Origin of the sequence: Agrobacterium deltaense RV3, assembly GCF_900013505.1 — a bacterium.
GTDB lineage: Bacteria > Pseudomonadota > Alphaproteobacteria > Rhizobiales > Rhizobiaceae > Agrobacterium > Agrobacterium leguminum.
Genome location: NZ_LT009745.1, coordinates 2,025,838 through 2,049,037, shown reverse-complemented (window position 1 = coordinate 2,049,037; position 23,200 = coordinate 2,025,838). Strand labels below are relative to the sequence as shown.

The window sequence follows — 23,200 nt, the reverse complement described above, 5'->3', positions numbered from 1 at the left end:
AAGGCGCGGACCATGACATAGGGCACTGCGCCTGCCATGCCGACCGAAAGGCCCATGACGCCGTAAAGCACGAACATGGTTTGAAGCGATGTGCCGGCATAGCTGTAGAAGGTGAAGGTGGCGATGCCGAAGAAGATGCTTGCCCCCATAAAGAAGATGCCGGAGCCGAGACGGTCGATCAGCGCGCCGGCGATGATGACGCCGAAGATCAGGAACAGCGTGCCGAAGCTGGTGCCGGCGAGTGCCTGCGTCGGAGTATAACCGTAAAGCTTCTGCAGGAAGGTGGCCGTCATCAGCGTGGTGACGACGATGGCGGCCGAGAGAACCCAGGTCAGCAGGGCGGAAATGACCACGCCGCGCATATGGTGCTTCAATACCAGCCCGAGCGGCAGCTTGTCCGTCAGCGATTTCGACTTTTTCATTTCCATGAAGATCGGCGTTTCTTCCAGCCAGCGGCGCAGATAAACGGCGATGAGGCCGAAAATGCCGCCGAGCAGGAAGGGAATGCGCCAAGCGTAACCGGCCACGTCTTCCGGTGTGAAGAGCGAGTTGATTGCGAAAGCGATCAGCGAACCCAGCATGATGCCGAAGGAAAGGCCCGATGTGAGGAAGCCGCAGGCGAGGCCGACGCGGCGGAAGGGCACATGTTCGGCAACGAAGGTCCATGCGCCCGGCACTTCACCGCCAATGGCCGCGCCCTGCAGCATGCGCAGGATGATGAGCAGGATGGGGGCGGCCACGCCGATGGTGGCATAGGTCGGCATCAGCGCCATGCCGAGGGTGGAGAGTGCCATCAGCAGGATGGAGAAGGCGAAGACCCGCTTGCGGCCGTAACGGTCGCCATAATGCGCCAGCACGATGCCGCCCAGCGGCCGCACCAGATAACCGGCGGCGAAGATGCCGAAAGTCTGGATCATCACCAGCCAGTCGGGCATTTCTGGCGGGAAGAACAGATGGCCGATGACGGTGGCGAAAAATACGAAGATGATGAAATCGTAAAATTCGAGCGCGCCGCCGAGGGCCGAAAGGCCAAGAGTTTTGTAATCCTGACCGTTAAGAGGCCGGGCTGCCGCCGGTGTGGTGGTGGGAGACATGAGGCTGCTTCTTTTCTAAATTACGTATTGCTTATGGGCATGCGGCAAGAGCGGCACGATTTCAAGCCTTATCGACGCTCAATCACTCAGGTATTTCGAGGGGCGATCGAGAAAGCGCCGCAGAAAGCTGATGTTTTCCAGTTCGTCATAGAGGCGCTCGGTGATGCCATCCTCATCGAAGTAATAAATCGTGGCCTCGGGAATCGCCAAAAGCACCGGCGAATGCGTAGCGATAATCAATTGTCCGCCGCTATCGGCGGCGTCGCGGATAAGGGCTGCCAGTTCGAGCTGCTTTTGCGGCGAAAGCGGGCTTTCCGGTTCGTCGAGAAAATAGAGGCCGGCGCCATGCAGGCGCCGATGCATGATATCGAGGAAGCCTTCGCCATGCGATCGTCGGTCGAGGCTGTTGTTCCTGACAATCCCGCGAAATGTCTCCGGCGTTTCCTCCGGAAAATCCTCGCCGTTTTTTAAAGCCTTTTCCCGCTCCCAGCGAAAATCGTCCAGTGCTTCCTCGTTCTGTCGACGGATATAGCCAAGCACGTCTTCCGCGCGCAGGAACATGCGGATCTTCGGATATTTTTTGCGGGCAAAATAGAAGGCCTTCGCCACGGTTTCGGCATGCTGGAGATAGAGATCACCCTTGACCTGGCCATGATTGCCGATGGCATAGGCCGTCATTCCCGCCGCCAGACCCTCCAGCAGTGTCGATTTTCCCGAGCCGTTATTACCGGCGAAAAAGGTGATCGGCGTCTTGAATTCAAGGCGTTCCAGGTGGCGTAGCGCCGGAACGGAGAAGGGATAGTCGTCTCTTCCGTCCGGGGTCTCTTTCATGGTTACGCTATCGAGAAACAGCATGTCGCGTTCCTTATCTAATCCGTCATGTTCGCCGACGTTGCGCTCTGTCGCATCATCGCGGCGCTATGCTCAAAGCAATTGCGTGTGATTGCGGCTTAACGTGGGGCGCTGTTCGCACCAATGGTTTGGCACTTTGGCGGAGATACGTCATGCCGAATCGTTCGAAGTTCATTTTATTATAAATTAGTACAGTACATTTCTGGTAATAAATCGATCAATATTAGATATATGCAATACTTATCTTAAACTTAGGATATTATCGTAAGTATAAACTTCAAATTAATTCAGCAATGCCAGTTGTTGTCATTCTCGTTGTTGTTGGAGAGAGTGAATGAAGCATGTTGCGCTTTTTTCGGTCGCGTTTCTATTTTCCGCGATATTCGCGAGCGAAGCTGAGGCGCGGAAGTCCCGGTTTTTTGCCATCCCCGGATTCGGCGGCGGCGAGACAATCGATCTCGTTTATGACCTGCCGGATAACGAGGCTTTTCTTCGCGACGGGGAAGCATTTGACATTGGTTATCTCAACAGCGGGGATAGGAGCGGTTATGTGCTGTATCGCGGCGAGCGTTACAGCAGGCTCAGCGATGCGGATATCGCCAGGGTGAAGGCGACGCTCGGTTTTGATCCGACGACAAAAGACCGCATGGAGCGGGCGGCGAGGGCCAGCGACGCGCCCTGGAACCTCGTGATTATCATAGCGGTCGCAATTGTTGGTATCTTTGTGCTTGTGCACAAGGGCATGCAGCTTGTGCGGTGGATTTCGCGACTGGCGACGATCTCCGCAATTGCGGGAAATAAGCGGCAGGAGGAGGAGGACACCCCCGACCCGCTGGAGGTCCGCAAGAAACAGCTGGTAACCCGTCAATGGAGCGATAGCCAGACGGATCACGCGGCGCGTGTCCCGGCAGCATCGCCGGCCCATGCGTCTGCCCGAGGAACCGCTGCGGTCCGCACATTCGGACGCAGGAGCGCCTGAGCGGTGCGAAATCCCTGAACCTCAGGCGGTCTCAGGAGCCTGCACTATTCGAACCGGTCGATGATGCTGATGCCGCTTTCTTGGAAACTGTCCATGGCGGGCAGGGCCGTGATGGCGTCGGAGAGGGTGATGTGGCGGCCGATCAGCTTTTCCGGCGCGAGCCTGCCGCTTTCGATCATCGCCAGCATGTCCTCATAACGCCATGCCTGCATGCCGTGGCTGCCGTAGATCTCCAGCTCATGGGCGATCACCCGGGCCATGGGGATGGCGGGCATGGCGTGATCGGCCAGCATGAGGCCTACCTGCACATGGCGGCCGCGCCGACGCAAGTTGCTGATGGAGTTGCAGCAGGTCTGCGGGTGGCCAAGCGCATCGACAGAGACATGTGCGCCGCCGCCCGTCACCTCGCGAACCGCCTCGGCAACATCGGCAACCGCGCGGCTGTTGATGGTGGCGGTCGCGCCGAGCTGCCGCGCAAGTTCCAGCTTGTCTTCGGCAATATCGATGGCGACGACCTGTGCGCCGAGGCCCGCGCCGATCATGATGGCGGAAAGCCCGACGCCGCCGCAGCCATGGACCGCGAGCCATTCGCCGCCCTTCAGGCGTCCCTGATCAGTCACGGCCCGGAAGGAAGTGGCGAAACGGCAGCCGAGGCCGGCGGCGGTGGCATAAGTCATCGATTCCGGCAGGTGGACCAAATTCTGATCGGCATAGTCGATGGCGACATATTCGGCGAACGAGCCCCAATGGGTGAAACCGGGCTGGAACTGCGCCTCGCAGACCTGCTGGTTGCCGGAGCGGCATTCATGGCAATGACCGCAGCCGGAGACGAAGGGCACGGTGACGCGGTCGCCGGTCTTGAAGCGGGTGACGTTTTTGCCGACGGCGGCGACCACGCCTGCGAATTCGTGGCCGGGAACATGCGGCAGGCGGATATCCGGGTCATGACCCATCCAGCCGTGCCAGTCGCTGCGGCAAAGGCCGGTCGCCTTTACCTCGATGACCACGCCGCCATCGGTCGGTTCCGGATCGGGCAGCGATGCAACAACCGGGGTTTCGCCGAACAGTTCGTAAAAAAGCGCGCGCATCATGGCCTCACATGTTTGGTATGCAGGTTCGAAGTCATACCTGCTCTACCATGTCCCGCAAATGGGCGAAGCGGTTTTACGTCTGGAAAAGCGCTTTAGTCCTTGATGACCATCAGGTCGCCGGCTGCGAATTTCAGCGTCACCTGCTCGCCGACCGCGGGCGGTGCTGTGCCGGGATCGTTGAACATGTCGAAAGACAGGGTCGAGCCGCCGAGATCGAGGCGGGTGCGGATCACGGAGCCGAGGAACTGGCTGGAGGTGACGAGGCCGGAAATGGCGACATCGCCTTTCGCATCGCTGCCGAGCGAACCCGCTTCCGGCCGAAGGGCAAGGGTGATTTTTTCGCCGTTCGCCGCATCGACTGGCTTGTTGAGGGTGATCTGCTGCTCTCCGACGCGGATGGTGTTGGATGAGGAATCGACCACAGTGGCGTCGATGAGGTTCAGGGTGCCGACGAAAGAGGCGACGAAGCGGGTCGCGGGCTTGTTGTAGATATCGAAAGGGGAGCCGATCTGGTCGGCGCGGCCGCCATTCATGACGACGATGCGGTCAGAAATCGACAGGGCCTCTTCCTGATCGTGAGTCACGAAAATGGTGGTGATGCCGAGTTTCTGCTGAATCTGGCGGATTTCTTCGCGTAGCGACACGCGAATCTTGGCATCAAGCGCGGAGAGCGGTTCGTCCAGCAAAAGTACTTCCGGCTTCGGCGCGAGCGCGCGGGCAAGCGCCACGCGCTGCTGCTGGCCGCCGGACATCTGGTAGGGGTAACGGTCCGCCAGATGCTCCAGATGGATAAGCTGGAGCATTTCCTTCACGCGGGCGTCGATCTCGGCTTTCGGCTTGCCGGCGACTTTGAGCCCGAAGGCGACGTTTTCGTAAACATTCATGTTGGGGAACAGCGCATAGGCCTGAAACACCATGCCGATATTGCGCTGGTTCGGTCTGAGCGCCGTCTGGTCCTTGCCGTTGATGACGATCGATCCGCCACTCGGGGTTTCGAAGCCGGCGATCATGCGCAGCACTGTGGTCTTGCCGCAGCCCGATGGCCCGAGGAAGGAGACGAATTCGCCCTTTTCGATGGCCATGTTGAAATCATGCACGACCTGCACGGAGCCAAAGGATTTCTTGATGTTGCTAAGTGTCAAAAAGCTCATGAAATATTGTCCTCAGGCCTTGGGAGGCGCGCCCTTCTGATAGCGGGAAACGAGTTGGATCAGACCGAGGCAACCCCAGGTGATGCCGAAGGAAATCACGGCAAGTGCGGCCGGTTCATAGGCGCGGTTGGCGCCGAGCAGCTGCATGTAGGGGCCGAAGGCCGGGCGGTTCAAAAGGGCCGCCATGGTGAATTCACCGATGACGATGGCGAAGGTCAAGAACGCACCTGACAGCACGGCGACCAGAACATTGGGAAGAATGATGCGCGACAGGATGGTCGTCCAGCCGGCGCCGAGACTTTGGGCTGCTTCCGTCAGCGTCGCCACGTCGATGGTTCTGAGACCGGTATCGACGGCGCGGTACATGTAGGGCAAAGCCAGCGTGGCATAACCGAACATCAAAAGCAGGTTGGTGCCGAAGCTCGTGCCGGTCAGCGGCAGCCAGCTGGAGGTGTTGTAAAGCCGGATATAACCGAAGACGATGACGATGGCCGGGATGACCAGCGGCAAGAGCGTAATGAATTCGATATAGGGCCGCAGACCCGGCAGTTTCAGGCGCACCCAATAGGCGGTGGGCACCACCAGCAGAACCCCGAAAACGATGGTGAACAGTGCCATCACCACGGAATAGCTGAAAGTCTCCTGGAAACGCGGATCGGTTAGCACCTTGCCATAGGCGTCGAATGAGTATTCGCCGCGCCGCATTTTCAGCGAGAAGTTGGTCATGCCGATCAGCGGCAGGGCGAAATAGAGCAGGCCGAAAATCAGCGCGCCCCAGGCGAAGAAACGCTTCATTTCAGCCACCTTTCGCTGCGGGCGCGCAGCCAGATATAAAGTGTGTTGGCGACACCGGTAACGACGATCATACCGAAGGCAAGCGCGTAACCGAGATGGGGATCGCCGAGCACGTCGCCGCGTATCTGGGCGAAAAGCAGAATGGGCGCAATGTTAAGCGAAGAGCCGGTCAGCGCTATTGCTGTTGCAACAGCACCGAAAGCATTGGCGAACAGGAGCGCGAATGTGCCAAGCAGTGACGGCAGCAGGATGGGAAATGCGATAAATCGCCAATATTGCGTTCCCGTCGCGCCAAGAACTTCCGCCGCCTCACGCCATTCGCGCTTCAACCCATCCAGGGCAGGAGCGATGATCAGTATCATGAGCGGAATTTGGAAGAAGAGATAGGTGATTGTCAGCCCCCAGAAGGAGATGAGGTTGAAGCCCATCAATCTGAGGTCTATCCCCAGCTGGGATTTCAGGAACACCGTCAATATGCCGACCGGGCCGAGCGTGGCGAGAAATGCGAAGGCCAGCGGAACGCCGGCAAATTGCGACGCGACCCCGGAAAAGGTCATCAGTGGCCCGCGCAACGCATTGGGAAGGCCGCCAAGTATGACGGCGGCTGCAACGGAAAAACCGATCAAACACCCCAGCAATGACGACGCGAGGCTGATTTTTATCGATATCGTAAAAGCGCCCATGATCGCCGGCGTGAAAAGCCCAGCAATATTGGCGAGGGTGAAACTGCCGCTCGGATCCTGAAATGCACCGATGACGATCTTCATCGTCGGCATGATCAGAAACATCGCAACAAATACGACAAATGGCAGCACACCTATCCAGTGAAGCGGCAGCTTTCTGCCCGCGTCGGATGGTCCGCCGGTGTTGGTTGATGGCATGCCTTGTCCCCACACGCCGTTTTAAAACGGTCTATATATTGCGGTTATCACGAAAGAAACACCCCGGCCTTTCTTCAGCCGGGGTGCGTTTTCAACAACTTACTTGACGTTCGCGCCGACTGTCTTGTCCCAGCCACCGGTAACGGCAGCCTTGTTGGCGTCAACTTCCTCGAGCGTCGGGAAGATAGCCTTTTCGTAGGCCGCTGCCGGCGGCAGGCTGTCGATCAGTTCCTGCGGAACCTTGCCGGCCTTGACCATTGCGTTGAAGCGGATCGGGTGGCAATAGCCCTTCAGCCAGCCGAGCTGACCGTCGTCGGAATAGAGATGCTCCATCCAGAGCTTCGCTGCGTTCGGATGCGGTGCATAGGCAGAAATGCCCTGCACGTAAACGCCGGCCAGAACGCCCTTTTCAGGCACGACGACTTCTGTCGGCGGGTTGTCGTTCAGCGTCTTTTTCCAGGAAAGCGCGTTGTAGTCCCAGGCGATGATGATTGGTGTCGAACCCTGTGCGAGCGTACCGGCCTTGCCGACGGTCGGAACGAAGTTGCCTGCCTTGTTGAGGTCGGCGAAATACTTCAGACCTGCTTCACCGGCTTCCTTGCCGGACTTCGCGCCCTGGCCAAGACCGGCGGCGAGAACGCCGAGAATTGCCTGGTTAGATGTCAGCGGGGGACCGGCAAGTGCGACCTGACCGGAATATTCCGGCTTCAGCAGGTCGGCCCAGTCCTTCGGCGTGTTCTTCACGAGGTCCTTGTTCACAAAGAACGACATGACGCCGTAATAGTCGCCGTACCAGTAACCTTCCGGATCCTTGACGTTGTCAGGAATTTCGTCCCAGGTCGAGACCTTGTAAGGCTGCAGGAGGCCTTCGGCCTTCATCTGCGGGCCGAAAGCGAGACCGACGTCAACGACGTCAGGAGCCTGCGGGCCCTTATTGTCCTTGTTCGCCTTGATGGCTTCGACTTCATCGGCGGAGCCGGCGTCCGGGTTCAGTTCGTTGACGGTGATTTCCGGATATTTCGCCTTGAAGGCGGCAATCACGTCGCCGTAACCGCACCAGTCGTGCGGCAGGGCGACGGTGGTCAGCATGCCTTCCTTCTTGGCGGCCGCGATCAGCTCGGCGCTCGGTTCAGCGGCGGCAATTGCGGTGGAGGCGATGACCAGTGCAGTGGTCGTAGCAAGCAGTCGGCGGCAGTGAGAGATCACTTTTTTCTCCTCTTCGTGTTCTCATATTGCGGACGCTGATACGGATTCTCGATGAAGCTAATGTGACGGCTGGATTGCAATTTATTTATCCGGATTCCGTCACTTTAAGCCCGTTTTCCGCCATCACCCGGCTTTTTTGCCTGCAATTGCGGGAGATTCCCTCATGATCCGTGGTGGCCAGATACGTTCCCCAGCTTGGTTTCTTATCCTGTTTTATCGTGCTGGTAGCGATGACAGGTATCCAATCAGCGTGCGGCATCCGCGTCAAGCAAGTTGCCCGGCTATGTAGTTTCATGTTCTGTCCGGCCTGCGGAACAGCCGCGTCTGTTCGAACAGGCCTTCAAGCGCGTTCATGCGTTCCCTGGTTTCATCCCAGGTGCCGTTCTGCACCGCTTCGATCAGCGCTTCGACCACGAACAGCGTAACGACCGAGGAATCCCATGCCGAGGGCGCTTCGATCCTGACACGGAAAGTGTGCAGCGCATGGCGCGCCACCGGCGATGTCCATTGATCGGTGAAGAGAATGATCTGCACGCCGTTAGCCTTGGCCACTTCAGCCAGCGTCGTCATGTCGTGCTCGTAGCGGCGAATGTCGAAGATAACCAGTATGTCGCCGGCGCTCATGTTCAGCATATATTGCGGCCAGGCGCTGGAATTCGACGACATCAGCGTCGTCCTCGGCCGGATCACCTGCATATGTGTGAAGAAATATTCGGCAATCGCGCCGGTGATGCGCCCGCCGACGAAATAGATGCTGCGCTTGCGGTCGGAAAGCAGCGCCGCGGCATTGTCGAAGACGGCGGTGTCGAGATCGCTCAGCGTATCGCGCAGATTGCCGGTGATGGCATCGGCGAAGCGGTTGAGAATATGCAGGCCGGGCGCATTGGTTGCCCAGCGGTCATGTTTGGCGATGGGGCCGGAAATCGTCGCTTCCAGTTCCTGGTGCAGATGCGCCTGAAATTCCGGATAGCCCTTGTAGCCGAGCTTCTGCACCATGCGCGCCACCGTCGGCGTCGAAACGCCGGCATTTTCCGCAATGGTGGTGATGCTGCCGAGGCCGGAGACGGGGTAGTTGCCGAGCAGGCTCTCCGCCAGCCGTTTTTCCGAACGGGTCAGTGCGTCGTAATGGGCATGAATGACATCCGACACGGTCGCCGTCGTGCTGCGCAAATTTTTCCCCTTCCGGTCTTCTGCCGGTGCATGGCTAAAATAAACATCTGTGCCAGCTATCGAGTCAATGGGAAAATGAAGAGAAAATTTCAAAATTCCATTTGACACTCGCAATAATGTGAAGAATTCTTTTCGGCGTTGACGGAACGCGGGGGTTCCGGGTGGGGTTCGTGCATGACGCTGCGGTCACGGTTTTTCACAGAAGCAGAAGGGCAGGCCGTTGGCATCGAGAATGCGGCGGCGAAGGGCGACGTCCTTCTCGTCTGCGAACATGCCTCCGCCACCATTCCGCAGAAATTCGGCACATTGGGTCTTTCGCCGGAGGTGCTTTCGAGCCATGCGGCCTGGGATCCGGGCGCTCTGGCCGTTGCCCGGCTGCTTTCGGAAAAACTTGACGCCACGCTCGTCTATCAGCGATTTTCGCGTCTCGTCTATGATTGCAACCGGCCGCCCGAATCGCCTTCCGCCATGCCGGTGAAAAGCGAGATTTACGATATTCCCGGCAATTTCGATCTCAGCGAAGCGGAGCGGTTCGCCCGCACCTCCGCACTTTATGTGCCGTTTCATGACCGGGTGAGCGAGATCATCGCCGCGCGGCAGGCGGAGGGCCGCAACGTGGTGGTGGTGACCATCCACAGTTTCACACCGGTTTATCACGGCCGGTTCCGAAAGGTTGAGATCGGCATTCTGCACGATACCGACAGCCGCCTCGCGGATGCGATGCTGGCGGGTGCCGACGGGTCCTCGCTCACGGTCAATCGCAACGATCCTTACGGCCCGGAAGATGGCGTGACGCATACGCTGCGGCTGCATGCGCTGCCGGATGGGCTTTTGAACGTCATGATCGAGATCCGCAACGATCTCATCACCAATGAAGGAGAGCAGGCGGCAATCGCCGGTTTTCTCCACGAGCTTATGGGGAAGGCGCTCTCATCGATCGATGAGTGAGGGAGCTATGGCCGGCCGATGGTGAAAACACCGGGGCCGGCTGCCAGATGAGACTGCCGCCATTTTTATAAAAGCCGGCCATGCAGCCGGAAAAACACGAAGCGGCAAGGGAACAGCAAGTGCGTGCGGCCAATCGCGGGAGACTCCCGGGTGAAGCCGGAAACTGGGGCACAATCGGCCAATAACGGCTGACTGGCTTGTTTTTTTCTTATTCAGGAGAGAAGGGCATGGACAGTTCATCGTCAGGCGTCAGCTACAAGAAGGCTGATGCATCCTATTTCGAAAAACGCGGACTATCCCGTTATGCGGGCGTGTGGTCGCTCTGGTCGCTCGGCGTCGGTGCGGTCATTTCCGGGCATTTTTCCGGATGGAATTTCGGCTTTTCCACCGGCGGCTGGGGCGGCATGCTGGTGGCGGGCATCATCATCGCCATCATGTATCTCGGGCTGACATTTTCGATTGCGGAAATGAGCCCGGCCTTGCCACATACGGGTGCGGCCTATTCCTTCGCCCGCACGGCCATGGGCCCATGGGGCGGCTTCATCACCGGGCTTTGCGAGAATGTCGAATATGTGCTGACGCCGGCGGTCGTCGTCACCTTCATCACGGCCTATGTGAACTCCATTCTCGGCCTCGATCCCGCCTATTCACCCTTCGTGTGGATAGCGTTTTACGCGATATTCCTTGCGCTCAATGTCTTCGGGCTTGAGCTTTCCTTCAAGGTTACGCTGGTCATCACGCTGATTTCGCTTGCCGTTCTGGTGTTCTTCTGGATCAGCGCCATCCCGAATATCGATTTTTCGCGTTTTGCGCTCAACATCGGTGTCGGACCTGACGGCAAGGCGGTGGAGCTGCCGGAGGGCGGTGGTTCCTTCTTCCCATTCGGTTTTTCGGGCGTTCTCGCCACGCTGCCTTTCGCGGTCTGGCTGTTCCTCGCCATCGAGCAACTGCCGCTGGCGGCGGAAGAATCGGTCGATCCCAAGCGCGACATGCCGAAGGGCATCATCCTCGGCATGGTGACGCTAATGGTTTCGGCCTTCATGATCGTATTGCTCAACCCGTCCCTGCCAGGCGTCGGCGCCTTCCACCTCAGCTCCTCGCTTGAGCCGCTGCTCGATGGTTTCAAGGCGATCTATGGCGATGGCGGCGTGGTGGTGCTGGGTCTCGTTGCCTTGACCGGCCTGATCGCCAGCTTCCACACGATCCTCTACGCGCAGGGTCGCCAGATCTATTCGCTGTCGCGTGCGGGTTACTTCCCGACCGTGCTGTCGATCACCCATTCCAAGTATCGCACGCCATACGTTGCCAACATCACCGGCGCGATTGTCGGCTTGGCGGTCATGCTCGTCATCTGGTTCGCGCTGGGTGCGGAACAGGGTGGCAGCATCATCGGCAGCGTACTTTTGAACATGGCCGTGTTCGGTGCGATGTTTTCCTACATCATGCAGGCGATTTCCTTCATTCTGCTCAGGAAGAACCTGCCGCATATCGAGCGGCCGTTCCGCTCGCCCTTCGGCATTCCGGGCGCGGTGCTGACGGTCATCATCGCCATCGTCACGCTGCTTTACCAGATCCAGGATCCGAACTTCACCAAGGGCGTGCTCTGGGTCGCTGTCTGGTTTGCCGTGGCAATCACCTACTTTGCCTTCATCGGCCGCCACCGCCTCATCCTGTCGCCGGAAGAGGAATTCGCGCTGGAGCACAAGCAGGCTGCGGTTGCCGCAGCGGCTGCAAAGGCCTGATGCTCAAAACAAAACGGGCGGCCGCATTCCGGCCGCCCGGCCACGACAATAAAGGGAACGGACAAAATGACGAGCTACACATTCGACGCGCTTAAGATGGATGTCGCCGAGGGGCGCATCGACACGGTTCTGGCCTGCCTTGTCGACATGCAGGGGCGTCTGATGGGCAAACGGTTCCAGGCGGAGTTCTTCGTTGAAAGCGCCTTTGAGGAAACCCATAGCTGCAATTACGTGCTTGCCACGGACATGGAGATGGAAACCGTTCCCGGTTATAAATCCTCGAGCTGGGAAAAGGGCTATGGCGATTATGTGCTGAAGCCGGATCTTTCGACGCTGCGGCGTGTGCCGTGGCTGGAAGGCACGGCACTGGTGTTGTGCGATGTGCTCGATCACCACACCCATGAGGAAGTGCCGCATTCACCGCGCGCAATGTTGAAAAAGCAGGTGGCGCGGCTGGAGGCCATGGGGCTGAAGGCCTATATGGCGACGGAACTGGAATTCTTCCTGTTCGACCAGACTTTCGATGCGGCGCGCGCCAACGGTTACAAGGGGTTGAACCTCGCCAGCGGTTATAATGAGGATTACCATATCTTCCAGACGACCAAGGAAGAGGATGTCATGCGGGCGCTGCGCAAGGGCCTGCAGGGCGCCGGCATTCCGGTCGAAAACTCCAAGGGCGAAGCATCCGCAGGTCAGGCGGAGATCAACGTTCGTTATGCCGAGGCGCTGACCATGGCCGACCGGCACGCCATCATCAAGAACGCCACCAAGGAAATCGCCTGGTCCAAGGGCAAGGCCGTGACGTTCCTCGCCAAGTGGAACTACAACGCCGCCGGCAGTTCCTCGCATATTCACCAGTCGCTATGGAGCGCCGATGGCAAGACGCCTGCTTTTCTCGACAAGGACGCCAAGCACGGCATGTCGGAACTGATGCGGCATTATGTTGCCGGGCTTCTCGCCCATGCCAGCGAGATCACCTATTTTCTGGCACCCTACATCAATTCCTACAAGCGGTTCATGGCCGGCACTTTTGCGCCCACCAAGGCGATCTGGAGCCTTGACAACCGCACGGCCGGATATCGTCTCTGCGGCGAAGGCACCAAGGGCATCCGCATCGAATGCCGTGTTGGCGGCTCCGATCTCAATCCCTATCTCGCCATGGCGGCTTTGCTTGCGGCAGGCATTGACGGCATCGAAAATAAACTCGAACTTGAGTCCGCTTTTGTCGGCGATGCCTATGGCGGCAAGGACGTGCGCGAGATACCCAAGACCCTGCGTGACGCCACTGTCTTTCTGGACGGATCGAAAATGCTGCGCAACGCCTTCGGCGACGATGTGATCGATCATTACGTCCATGCCGGACGGTGGGAACAGGAAGAATACGACCGCCGCGTGACCGACTGGGAAGTGGCGCGCGGTTTCGAACGAGCCTAATCATTACGGGAAAACATCATGACCATGATCCAGAATATCTCGCCCATCGACGGCTCGGTTTATGCCGAGCGGGAGGCGATGTCGCTGGAGGCGGCGCGGGCCGCCGTTTCGAAAGCGCGCAAGGCGCAAAAGGACTGGGCGCGTCGTCCGCTTGAGGATCGCGTTCAGCTGGTGCTGAAGGGCGTGGCGCGCCTCAATGAAATGGTGGCGGAAGTCGTGCCGGAACTGGCGCATATGATGGGCCGTCCGGTTCGTTACGGCGGCGAGTTCAAGGGCTTTAACGAGCGCTCCAACTATGTCGCCTCCATTGCGGCCGATGCGCTGGCGCCGCTCGTCATTGAGGAGAGCGGCAATTTCGAACGCCGTATCGAGCGCGAGGCGCATGGCGTGGTCTTCGTCATCGCGCCGTGGAATTATCCTTACATGACGGCGATCAACACCGTCGCGCCCGCTTTGATGGCCGGCAATACGGTCGTCATCAAACATGCGGCGCAGACGCTACTGGTGGGCGAGCGCATGGTGCGGGCCTTCGTCGAGGCCGGCGTGCCTGAAGACGTTTTCATCAACGTTTTCCTCGACCACGGCACGACCTCGGCGCTGATTTCCGAGGGCCTGTTCAACTTCGTCAATTTCACCGGTTCGGTGGAAGGCGGCCGTGCCATCGAACGCGCCGCTGCCGGCACCTTCACCGGTCTCGGGCTTGAACTCGGCGGCAAAGATCCCGGTTACGTGATGGAGGATGCCGATCTGGATGCCGCCGTCGATACGCTGATGGATGGCGCGACCTATAATTCCGGGCAATGCTGCTGCGGCATCGAGCGCATCTACGTCAATGAAAACCTCTATGACGCCTTCGTTGAGAAGTCCGTGGCGTGGGTGTCCAACTACAAGCTCGGCAATCCGCTGGTTGAGGAAACGACGCTCGGGCCGATGGCCAACAAGCGTTTCGCCAAGGTGGTGCGTGCGCAGATCGCGGACGCCGTCGCCAAGGGCGCCAAGGCGCTGGTCGATCCGAAGCTATTCCCCGCCGACGATGGCGAGAGCGCTTATGTCGCGCCGCAAGTTCTCGTCAATGTCGATCATTCGATGGAATTCATGACCGAAGAAACCTTCGGCCCGGCGGTCGGCATCATGAAGGTGAAGAACGATGACGAAGCCATCGCGCTGATGAATGACAGCAAATATGGCCTCACCGCCTCGCTCTGGACGCAGGATGCCGCCCGGGCCGGGCGTATCGGCCGCGAGATCGAAACCGGCACCGTGTTCATGAACCGTGCGGACTATCTCGACCCGGCGCTTTGCTGGACCGGTGTGAAGGAAACGGGCCGTGGCGGTTCGCTCTCCGTCCTCGGCTTCCAGAACCTGACCCGCCCGAAATCCTACCATCTGAAGAAAGTCACGAAATGAATATCGTCGCCAACTGGAGCTACCCCACCGCCGTCAAGCTTGGCCGTGGCCGGATCAAGGAACTGGCGGAAGCCTGCAAGACGCTCGGCATCAAGAAGCCGCTGCTCGTTACGGATCGCGGCCTCGCCAATATGGCGATAACAGCGCATGCGCTCGACGTGCTGGAAGAGGCGGGTCTCGGCCGGGCGATCTTTGCCGAGGTCGATCCGAATCCCAACGAGATCAACATGGAAGCCGGCGTGAAAGCCTATCGCGATGGCGGCCATGACGGCGTCGTCGCCTTCGGCGGCGGCTCTGGCCTCGATCTCGGCAAGACCATCGCCTTCATGGCCGGGCAGACGCGCCCGGTCTGGGATTTCGAGGATATCGGTGACTGGTGGACCCGAGCGGACGCTTCAAAGATCGCGCCCATCGTCGCGGTTCCGACGACGGCGGGCACCGGTTCGGAAGTCGGCCGCGCCAGCGTCATCACCAATTCGCAGACCCATGTGAAGAAGATCATTTTCCATCCGAAGCTTCTGCCCGGCGTCGTCATTTGCGATCCGGAACTGACTGTCGGCATGCCGAAGGTCATCACGGCAGGCACGGGCATGGATGCCTTTGCCCATTGCCTTGAGGCCTATTCCTCGCCCTTCTATCATCCGATGAGCGCCGGTGTGGCGCTGGAGGGGCTGCGGCTCGTCAAGGAATTCCTGCCGCGCGCCTATAAGGACGGCACGGATATCGAAGCGCGCACCAATATGATGGCGGCGGCGGCGATGGGGGCGGTCGCCTTCCAGAAGGGCCTCGGCGCCATCCATTCGCTCTCGCACCCCATCGGCGCGGTCTACAACACCCATCACGGCATGACCAATGCCGTCGTCATGCCGGCGGTGCTGCGCTTCAACCGTCCGGCCATCGAGGACAAGATTGCCCGCGCGGCTGCCTATCTCGGTATCTCCGGCGGTTTCGACGGCTTCTATGACTATGTGCTGGAGCTTCGCAGGGAACTCGGCGTGCCGGAGAATCTCACCGCCATGGGCATCAAGCCGGATCGTATCGACGAACTGGCGGCGGAAGCGATCAAGGATCCGAGCTGCGGCGGTAATCCGGTGCCGATGACGCTGGAGAATACCAGGGCGCTTTTTGAGGCCTGCTTTTAAGGGGCCTCTTATATTCGTCAGGCTTGGAGAAAATCGAGAGAACGCAGCCATTATCGACAGCCCGCGATTTATCGCGGGCTTTTCGTTGCGCGGCATAACGGTTCTTAGCCTTTTCTTAACCATGTTCGTTAAGGTTATGGAAAGCACCATGAATTGCTTCGGTGCGTGAATGAGCATGAAACGGCTCTGACCAACAGGGGGTGTCATGTCAGTCATCACTTTCGCCAATACCAAGGGCGGTGCCGGAAAAACGACAGCAGTGCTGCTTCTGGCAACCGAACTGGCCCGCAGCGGTCACCGCGTGACCGTTCTGGACGCCGATCCGCAATTGTGGATTTCCCGCTGGCACGACTTGTCCGGCGAGATCGAAAATCTCTCGGTGATTTCGCATGTGACGATGGCTTCGCTTGAAGGCCATATTCGCGAGAATAAAACCAATACCGACTGTTTCATCATCGACCTGCCGGGCGCGAAAAGCCCGCTGTTGACCATGGCGCTCGGTATTTCCGATCATGTGCTGATCCCGGTTCAAGGTTCAGCCATGGATGCGCGCGGCGCTGCCGAAGTTCTGGATCACATCGAATTCCTGAACCGCAAGATGGGCAAGGCTATCGCCCATTCAATCGTACTGACGCGGGTGAATGCCATGGTGGCGACGCGTTCGCTGCTGCTCGTCAAAATGCTGCTGGCGGAAAAGAACGTCTCGGTTCTCAATACGCCGATTGTCGAGAGAGCGGCCTATCGCGATATTTTCGATTATGGTGGTACGCTCCTCTGTCTCGATAAGGACAAGGTCAGCAATATCGACAAGGCGGTGGAGAACGCGAAAGCCTTCGCCACCGAAGTTGTCGGCCTGCTGCCGAAACGTCTTTTGCGGCTCGGCACGCAACCGGCTCGCCTTTTCACCCGCAAGGCCGCCTGAAACATTGATTTCGGCCTTCTATCCTTCTGCGGTCTTCATCACCGCAGACGGATGATGATGCCTTGGACCATTGGCGGCCGTTGAGCTTGTCCGGGCATCGGTCGACGCTTTTCCGCGCCGGTTTCATTATTCGCTTGATTTGGAAATGATCGTTTCCTATATTCCGGCCATGAGCAATATCAACCACACCAATTCACCGGAACAGCGCCATCGCGGCAGGCCGCGCGAGTTTGACGTCGACCGCGCGCTCGATGGGGCGATTCGGGTTTTTTCGCGACGCGGTTATCATGCCACTTCCGTCGGTGACCTTACCGATGCGATGGAACTGGCACAGGGTAGTCTTTACAAGGCTTTCAAGGACAAGAAAGCCATCTTCATCGCCACGATGGAACGCTACAGGATCGTGCAGACCGAGCGTTTCGAGGCTGCGGTGGCTGGTTTCGATACCGGTTATGAGCGCGTTAGGGCAGGCCTGATGTTCTATGCGGAACGGTCGCATGGCGGTGTCGGCTCTGACGGATGTCTGGTGGTTGGTGCTGCTGCCGATCTGGCGGCTCTGGATGACGATATTGCAATCGTGGTCGAGCGGGCGGTGAAGGCGAGGGAGCGAATTGTCGCCCGCGTCGTTGCTGAAGGGCAGAAAGATGGTTCCGTGCGTTCGAAGGCCGATCCCGATGATCTCGCCCGGGCGATGCTGTGCATGATGTACGGCATGCGCGTGGTGGGAAAGACGGGGCGCAGCCTCAAAGACATGGTGGCCGTGGTGGATATCGCCATGAAGCTTGCCGAGTGATTTTGTGACTATTTAGGAAACAATTGTTTCCATATTGGAGAAAATGATGACGACGCGTGTAATTGAAGGGGATGATGTCGAGGCAACATCCATTTCCCCGGCCTTGACGTTCCTCTTGGCCACAGCCTGCGGACTGATTGCCGCCAATCTTTATTATGGCCAGCCGCTGGCCGGCATCATCGGGGCGGAGCTTGGTCTTTCTGCCGGTGCGACGGGGCTGATCGTGACCCTGACCCAGATCGGTTACGGCATCGGTCTGCTGTTTGTCGTGCCGCTCGGCGATCTCGTTGAAAACCGCAAGCTGGTGGTCAGCGCCGTTGCGATGGCGGTGCTTTCCCTTGTGGCGGCAGCATTTGCGCCGCATGCGGCCCCGTTTCTGATTGCGGCCTTTCTGGTCGGCGTCAGTTCCGTGGCGGTGCAGGTCATCGTTCCCTATGCCGCCCACATGGCGCCGCATGCCATTCGCGGCCGGGTGGTCGGCAATGTCATGAGCGGGCTGATGGCCGGTATCATGCTGGCGCGCCCGGTTTCCAGCCTTCTGTCTGAAGTGGTCTCCTGGCGCGGTGTGTTTCTGACCTCGGCGGCCGTCATGGCGCTTCTTGCCGTGGTGCTTTTCCGGCTTCTGCCCGCCCGTATGCCCGATGCGCGGCTGAGCTACGGCGCATTGATGGCTTCGATGGGCCGGCTGGCGCTGCACACGCCGATCCTGCGGCGGCGGGCGATCTATCACGCCTTCCTGTTTGCGGCTTTCAGCCTGTTCTGGACCACGACGCCGCTTTATCTGAGCGGACCGCATTTCAATCTGAGCCAGAGTGAAATCGCGCTTTTCGCACTGGCCGGTGCGGCCGGCACCGTGGCCGCGCCGATTGCCGGGCGCATGGCGGACCGTGGCTGGACGCGTGCGGCCACCTTCTTTGCCCTGGTGGCGGTGGCGCTCTCCTTCGCCGTCACGCATCTTGCGCCCGAAGGCTCGCATCTGGCGCTCGCCATTCTGGTGGTCGCCGCCATCGTTCTGGATTTCGGCGTCACCACCAATCTGGTGCTTGGCCAGCGTGCCATCTTCACGCTCGGAGCGGAATTCCGCAGCCGTTTGAACGGCATCTATATGGCGACGTTCTTCATGGGCGGCGCAATCGGTTCCGCCGTTGGCGGCTGGGCCTATGCCGTCGGCGAATGGCAAGCCGCCTCGTGGATCGGTTTCGCCTTGCCGGTGGCAGCCCTGCTTTATTTCCTCACGGAAAAACGTGACTGAAACGCCACCAAATGAAAAAAGCCCGGCGGACCAAACCGCCGGGCTTTTTCTTTTTTCTTTCGGTCGATCCTATTCCGCGAATTCGACCACCACGCCGGGGCGGACCATTTTCGCCAGTTCGGTCGCATCCCAGTTGGTCAGGCGGATACAGCCGTGGCTGTTGGTCTTGCCGATCTTCGAGGGTTCCGGCGTGCCGTGAATGCCATAGGTCGGCTTCGACAGCGCAATCCAGACCGTGCCGACCGGGCCGTTCGGACCCGGCGGGATTTGCAGGATCTTGTCGTTCTGGCCCTGCTTGAAGTTGATCTTCGGATTATAGGTGTAGCCGGGATTGAGCGCTATGCGCTCCACCGTGTGCGTGCCGCTTGGCGAGGGCGTGTCCGTGGAACCGATGGTGGCCGGATAGGCGGCGATCAGATTGCCGTCCTGACCATAGGCGAAGACCTGCTTGATGCCCTTATGAGCGACGATGCGGGCAACCTGTCCCTTTTTCGTCTCGCCCGGATTGACGACCTTGATGATGGTGCCGGGAACGGAAAAATCGATGCCGGGGTTCAGTTCCTTCAGATAGTTCTCATCCATGTGAAAACGTTCGGCGAGCGCTTCCGAAGTCGAGGTGAAGGAGAGGGCAGGCAGCTGCGACTTCTCGGCATAGTCGTCCGGGATGGAGGCGACATAGGGGCCGGCGGCGTCGGCGGCGGTGATGGTGTAGTCGACGATCGGCATGCCGCCGGAAGCGCGCAGACGCTCCAGAATGTCATCGGAATTGTTGGGGTCGAGCTTCTCGCCGGTCATATCCTGCCAGGCGGCAATCGCCTTGTTGACGTTGTCGCCCATCTTGCCGTCGATAACGCCGGGCGAGATGCCTTCACGGTCGAGGAATGTCTGGAGCGCGACGATTTCCTGGCGCGAGCGATTGACCGGCGTTGTTACCGGCGTATGGCGCTCGATCAGGTGGTCCGGCTGCGGAACGGCGGCCGTGGTGCTTTCGCCCGGCATCGGCTGGCCGAGCGGCCCGCTTTCAACCGGACCGGGTGCGGGAACGGAGCCGGTATAGAAATTCTCGTCGGAACCGTCGCCGCGATATTCGCGGTAATCGCGCACGCTGCCATTGTCCTGATAGCCGTAGTCGCGTTGCGGCTCACGATACTGGCCGCCGGGGGCGGGCGGGTAATAGGTGGTGTCGCGCTGGCGTGCCTGTTGCCGCTCCTGGTAGCCGGAGGGCATTTCGGTGGCGAGGAGATTGCCGTACTGGTCGTAAAACACCGTGCGTCCCATGGAATCGCGGCTGATGACGATATCGCCGCGCTCCGGCATGAAGTCGAGCACACGACCATCAGGGGTCACCAGCATCGTCTGCTGATCGCCATAACGCTGCTGCGCGCCAGCCTGTAGCGGGGCGATAGCTGCCGCCAGCGCGACTGTCAGACCCAGAGCTGCGTTAAGAAACTGTTTCACGATTCTGCTATCCCTTACTTGTTCACCGATAAACACACCGCAATCTTGACCCTATTGTGAAAAAGGTGAATTCGCGGTTAATGCAATCTTAATTTCCGTCACGGTTAGTAGCGTTTCCGTGAAGCATGCGTTTTCAAGGTCACAGGGAGGTTTATCTTGCGTTCGTTTCAGTCTGGCAGATCGCCACGCATTTTCCTCGATGAAACCTCCGTCTTCGATATCGGCTCCTTCGTCGTCGATGGCGTCGACATCGCGCCCGGCCGCGCCATTCCCGACGATGGCGATGCGCGCATCGACCACTCTCTGGAAGGCTTTCTGTTCACCTGCGGCCCCGACCATATCCGCCATCCCGAGCCAATCGATGGCGACGGTGAGGGACGTCGATATCCGCTGCATGGGTCCTTTTCCTCGCATCCCGCGACGGTCATTGCGTTCGATGTTTATGAGTCCAATGCATTGGCGCGCGTCGAGGTTCCCGTGAAGCTTGCCGATGGCGGCACGGCCCTTCTGGAACGGACATGGCGTATCGACGGGGAAAGCGGCGAAGTGAGCCTCGATGACCGGATCGTCAACACGTCCGAGCGGCCCATCCCGGTGTTCCTGATGTATCATATGAATGTCGGCGCTCGCCTCTTCGACGATGCCGTGCGGCTTGAGGGCGCGATGTTGGACGGTGGCGGCCACGGCTGGCGTTTCGGCGAAGAGCCGGGCAATGTTTTCTGCGTTCCCGCCGGTGATGACGAGTGGGCGTCGCTCGCGCTCGGACCCATTGCGGCCATCGGCGGGAAAACGCTGACGGTGCGTTTTCGCACGCAAACGCTGCCCTATCTGCAGATGTGGCGCAACCAGCAGGCGCCGGCCAATGTGCTCGGCATCGAGCCGGTATCGCATCGCTGGGTGGGACGGAGCGAGCTTGAGGCGGCCGGCGAGTTCAATATTCTCCAGCCGGGCGAAAGCCGTTCCTTTGGCCTGCGCTTTTCCATCCTCTGAGCCGTACCGAATGAAGATGCCCTGTCATTGACGCAGGGGGTTTGACCGCTTACATCGGATGCGGATTTCAAGGGTGACAGCCAGCGGCGCGGACGCCGGTTTCAGCGGAGGCATGACATGGATATCAGGCGCATAGACGACGAATATTCGGTAACGGGACAGATCAGCGTTGCCGATCTCGACGAGATCAAGGCGCTCGGCTTCAAGTCGATCGTCTGCCACCGTCCTGACGGCGAAGAAGACGGCCAGCCGCTTTTCGCCGATATTGCCGAGCGTGCCGAGCAGCTTGGCCTCACCATCATGCATGTGCCGGTTGGCCGTTACGGCGTCGATGCCGATGCCGTTGCCGGCATGGTGGATGCGCTGGACGAATTGCAGCGCCCGATGCTCGGCTATTGCCGTTCCGGCGCGCGCTCGACGGCGATTTACGAAAAGACCCATCACCTGCGCGGCTGATTTTCCGCGCATCGTTCTATTTTAAATGCCAATCAACAGGAGTTTTCCATGACCATCAAGCGTATCGAGCCGGGCAAGCGCATGAGCGGCGCCGTCGTTCACGGCAACACCGTTTATCTGGCCGGCCAGGTTGGCGAAGGCACGAGCGTTACGGAACAGAGCAAGTCTGCTCTCGCTGAAGTCGACCGCCTGCTGGCCGCTGCCGGTTCGGACAAGTCGAAGATCCTGCAGACCATCATCTATCTCTCCGACATGTCCACCTTCGGCGAAATGAACGCCGTCTGGGAAGGCTGGATCGACCCGGCAAACCCGCCGGCCCGCGCCACCAGCGGCGCACCATTGGCGACGCCGGACTACAAGGTTGAGTTCATCGTGACCGCTGCTCTCTGAGCATCCGTCTGAGTTTTTAAGAAAAGGCCGGGTCGCGGAAAGCGGCCCGGCCTTTTTTGATGGGATGGGGTCAAAAACTCTCCCCGTCATGCCGGGCTTGACCCGGCATCCAGCCACGGCGTGTCTGCGCCGTGAAGAGAGTCTTTCGCGATCAAGGACTTGATCGCGCTGGACCCCGGATCTAGTCCGGGGTGACGGCGCGGCGTGGCGACATGGCCACAAAATCCCAAGTAGAAGTAATTTTCATGTTTTTTGAATCGCTTGCGTCCGTCACCTCACCGGCGAAGCAAGCGCCTTCTCAAACTGCTTCAACGTCGTCACCCGCTCCGCAAACCACAGCCTGGCCAGATCGCTCGCCGAGGCGAGATCGATGCCATCCGGGTCGATGGAGGTGATCGTCCAGCGGCCAGTTTTTGCGCCGGCCAGAACGGCGAGCCGGGACGCTTCGCCCTTGATGGCGTTGAGGCGGGTCGCTTCGCTTTCCGCCGCCGCCATCAGTTCGTCTGCGCCTGAGAGATTGGTGCGCAGATCGGCCGGGGTGATGTTGCTGGCATTGCGGGCCGGGCCGCCATTGATCTGCACACCTTCCGTCCGCAACCGGTAAAGCCGCGTGTCGGGAAGGGAGAGATAAAGTTTCGCTTTGGGGTAGCGGGCAATGTAGCGCGCGATGGCGAGCGGCGCTTCATCCGGGCCGATTTGTTCCGCCTTGCCCACCATTGTCAGCCGCGGCAGCGTCAGCGCATCTCCCTTGCCGAAGGGGGCGAGCGTCAGCGAGATGCGCGCGTCCGCCTCCATGTTGCGGGCGTGCAGCGTCAGCCCCGCCGCGAAGAAAAACGGCGTGCCGTCCGGCTCGATGCCGATATTGGTGGCGGTCGTATAGGGATAACCGCTGACCGGATCGAGGGTCGCAAGCGCTGCCGCGCGGGAAGTGTGCAAGACGTCCCGGGCCACGCGCACGGCCTCGAAAGGCGCACCGGCCGAGGACTCGATCTTTGCGCCGCGCGGGGTGATGACGGGAGAGGCTGCATCCGGCATGTCGTTTCCTAA

The 23,200-nt window shown here is 59.5% G+C and carries 22 protein-coding genes; 12 read left to right on the top strand and 10 right to left on the bottom strand.

Annotation, left to right across the window (positions count from 1 at the left end; translation table 11 throughout):
• Together AGR7B_RS10375 and AGR7B_RS10370 are read right to left on the bottom strand one after the other, a co-directional pair.
• On the bottom strand, window positions 1–1,094 hold a 1,094-nt coding region (locus AGR7B_RS10375; RefSeq protein WP_080856595.1), incomplete at its 3' end, for an MFS transporter.
• 78 nt (window positions 1,095–1,172) lie between these two features.
• On the bottom strand, window positions 1,173–1,949 hold the full coding sequence (locus AGR7B_RS10370) for an AAA family ATPase (protein ID WP_080856594.1): 777 nt from the start codon (window positions 1,947–1,949) through the stop codon (window positions 1,173–1,175).
• Window positions 1,950–2,280: 331 nt separating this feature from the next.
• On the opposite strand from AGR7B_RS10370, the gene AGR7B_RS10365 reads away from it, so the two are divergent.
• Window positions 2,281–2,925, top strand: coding sequence for a hypothetical protein (locus tag AGR7B_RS10365; RefSeq protein WP_080856593.1), 645 nt, complete (start codon window positions 2,281–2,283; stop codon window positions 2,923–2,925).
• Between the two features lie 44 nt (window positions 2,926–2,969).
• Here the strand turns inward: AGR7B_RS10365 and AGR7B_RS10360 are convergent, their stop codons facing one another.
• From AGR7B_RS10360 to AGR7B_RS10330, 6 genes are all read right to left on the bottom strand, one after another.
• Window positions 2,970–4,013: a zinc-dependent alcohol dehydrogenase family protein gene (locus AGR7B_RS10360; RefSeq protein ID WP_080857056.1), complete on the bottom strand. Its 1,044-nt coding sequence runs from the start codon at window positions 4,011–4,013 to the stop codon at window positions 2,970–2,972.
• Between the two features lie 95 nt (window positions 4,014–4,108).
• On the bottom strand, window positions 4,109–5,167 hold the full coding sequence (locus tag AGR7B_RS10355) for an ABC transporter ATP-binding protein (RefSeq protein WP_080856592.1): 1,059 nt from the start codon (window positions 5,165–5,167) through the stop codon (window positions 4,109–4,111).
• Between the two features lie 12 nt (window positions 5,168–5,179).
• Window positions 5,180–5,962 (bottom strand): ABC transporter permease, encoded by a 783-nt coding sequence (locus AGR7B_RS10350; protein WP_003522814.1) that lies wholly within the window; start codon window positions 5,960–5,962, stop codon window positions 5,180–5,182.
• Complete coding sequence (locus AGR7B_RS10345) at window positions 5,959–6,843, bottom strand: ABC transporter permease (protein ID WP_078051829.1); 885 nt, start codon at window positions 6,841–6,843, stop codon at window positions 5,959–5,961. The genes AGR7B_RS10350 and AGR7B_RS10345 overlap by 4 nt, the downstream gene beginning before the upstream one ends.
• A gap of 99 nt (window positions 6,844–6,942) precedes the next feature.
• Complete coding sequence (locus AGR7B_RS10340; protein ID WP_065655786.1) at window positions 6,943–8,049, bottom strand: ABC transporter substrate-binding protein; 1,107 nt, start codon at window positions 8,047–8,049, stop codon at window positions 6,943–6,945.
• 291 nt (window positions 8,050–8,340) lie between these two features.
• The gene (locus tag AGR7B_RS10330; protein ID WP_080856591.1) at window positions 8,341–9,219 is read right to left on the bottom strand and encodes a MurR/RpiR family transcriptional regulator; all 879 of its coding nucleotides are present in this window, start codon (window positions 9,217–9,219) and stop codon (window positions 8,341–8,343) included.
• A gap of 174 nt (window positions 9,220–9,393) precedes the next feature.
• Here AGR7B_RS10330 and AGR7B_RS10325 point away from each other — a divergent pair, with 174 nt between their 5' ends.
• From AGR7B_RS10325 to AGR7B_RS10285, 8 genes are all read left to right on the top strand, one after another.
• A complete protein-coding gene (locus tag AGR7B_RS10325; RefSeq protein ID WP_080856590.1) occupies window positions 9,394–10,167 on the top strand; it encodes an N-formylglutamate amidohydrolase in 774 nt (257 codons plus the stop codon).
• 227 nt (window positions 10,168–10,394) lie between these two features.
• Window positions 10,395–11,909, top strand: a complete 1,515-nt coding sequence (locus AGR7B_RS10320) for an amino acid permease (protein ID WP_080856589.1) — start codon at window positions 10,395–10,397, stop codon at window positions 11,907–11,909.
• Window positions 11,910–11,975: 66 nt separating this feature from the next.
• On the top strand, window positions 11,976–13,343 hold the full coding sequence (locus AGR7B_RS10315; RefSeq protein WP_080856588.1) for a glutamine synthetase family protein: 1,368 nt from the start codon (window positions 11,976–11,978) through the stop codon (window positions 13,341–13,343).
• Window positions 13,344–13,361: 18 nt separating this feature from the next.
• Window positions 13,362–14,750 (top strand): aldehyde dehydrogenase family protein, encoded by a 1,389-nt coding sequence (locus tag AGR7B_RS10310; RefSeq protein ID WP_080856587.1) that lies wholly within the window; start codon window positions 13,362–13,364, stop codon window positions 14,748–14,750.
• Window positions 14,747–15,892 (top strand): iron-containing alcohol dehydrogenase, encoded by a 1,146-nt coding sequence (locus AGR7B_RS10305; RefSeq protein ID WP_080856586.1) that lies wholly within the window; start codon window positions 14,747–14,749, stop codon window positions 15,890–15,892. The genes AGR7B_RS10310 and AGR7B_RS10305 overlap by 4 nt, the downstream gene beginning before the upstream one ends.
• A gap of 205 nt (window positions 15,893–16,097) precedes the next feature.
• Window positions 16,098–16,814 (top strand): AAA family ATPase, encoded by a 717-nt coding sequence (locus tag AGR7B_RS10295; RefSeq protein ID WP_065655791.1) that lies wholly within the window; start codon window positions 16,098–16,100, stop codon window positions 16,812–16,814.
• A 145-nt stretch (window positions 16,815–16,959) separates the two neighbouring features.
• On the top strand, window positions 16,960–17,607 hold the full coding sequence (locus AGR7B_RS10290) for a TetR/AcrR family transcriptional regulator (protein WP_080857055.1): 648 nt from the start codon (window positions 16,960–16,962) through the stop codon (window positions 17,605–17,607).
• Window positions 17,608–17,653: 46 nt separating this feature from the next.
• Window positions 17,654–18,859: an MFS transporter gene (locus tag AGR7B_RS10285; RefSeq protein ID WP_208616025.1), complete on the top strand. Its 1,206-nt coding sequence runs from the start codon at window positions 17,654–17,656 to the stop codon at window positions 18,857–18,859.
• 69 nt (window positions 18,860–18,928) lie between these two features.
• On the opposite strand, the gene AGR7B_RS10280 is transcribed toward AGR7B_RS10285, so the two are convergent.
• The gene (locus tag AGR7B_RS10280) at window positions 18,929–20,317 is read right to left on the bottom strand and encodes a L,D-transpeptidase family protein (RefSeq protein WP_080856583.1); all 1,389 of its coding nucleotides are present in this window, start codon (window positions 20,315–20,317) and stop codon (window positions 18,929–18,931) included.
• Window positions 20,318–20,473: 156 nt separating this feature from the next.
• Here AGR7B_RS10280 and AGR7B_RS10275 point away from each other — a divergent pair, with 156 nt between their 5' ends.
• The 3 genes from AGR7B_RS10275 to AGR7B_RS10265 all read left to right on the top strand — a co-directional run bounded on the left by AGR7B_RS10275 (window position 20,474) and on the right by AGR7B_RS10265 (window position 22,153).
• Entirely contained in the window at window positions 20,474–21,307 is an 834-nt protein-coding gene (locus AGR7B_RS10275) for an aldose 1-epimerase family protein (protein ID WP_080856582.1), read from the top strand.
• 117 nt (window positions 21,308–21,424) lie between these two features.
• The gene (locus AGR7B_RS10270; RefSeq protein WP_003522797.1) at window positions 21,425–21,763 is read left to right on the top strand and encodes a protein tyrosine phosphatase family protein; all 339 of its coding nucleotides are present in this window, start codon (window positions 21,425–21,427) and stop codon (window positions 21,761–21,763) included.
• A gap of 48 nt (window positions 21,764–21,811) precedes the next feature.
• Window positions 21,812–22,153, top strand: coding sequence for a RidA family protein (locus AGR7B_RS10265; RefSeq protein WP_003494829.1), 342 nt, complete (start codon window positions 21,812–21,814; stop codon window positions 22,151–22,153).
• 270 nt (window positions 22,154–22,423) lie between these two features.
• On the opposite strand, the gene AGR7B_RS10260 is transcribed toward AGR7B_RS10265, so the two are convergent.
• Window positions 22,424–23,188 carry a HugZ family pyridoxamine 5'-phosphate oxidase gene (locus AGR7B_RS10260; protein WP_065655795.1) on the bottom strand — a complete coding sequence of 255 codons (765 nt, stop codon included), beginning with the start codon at window positions 23,186–23,188 and terminating at the stop codon, window positions 22,424–22,426.
• Window positions 23,189–23,200 lie beyond the last annotated feature (12 nt).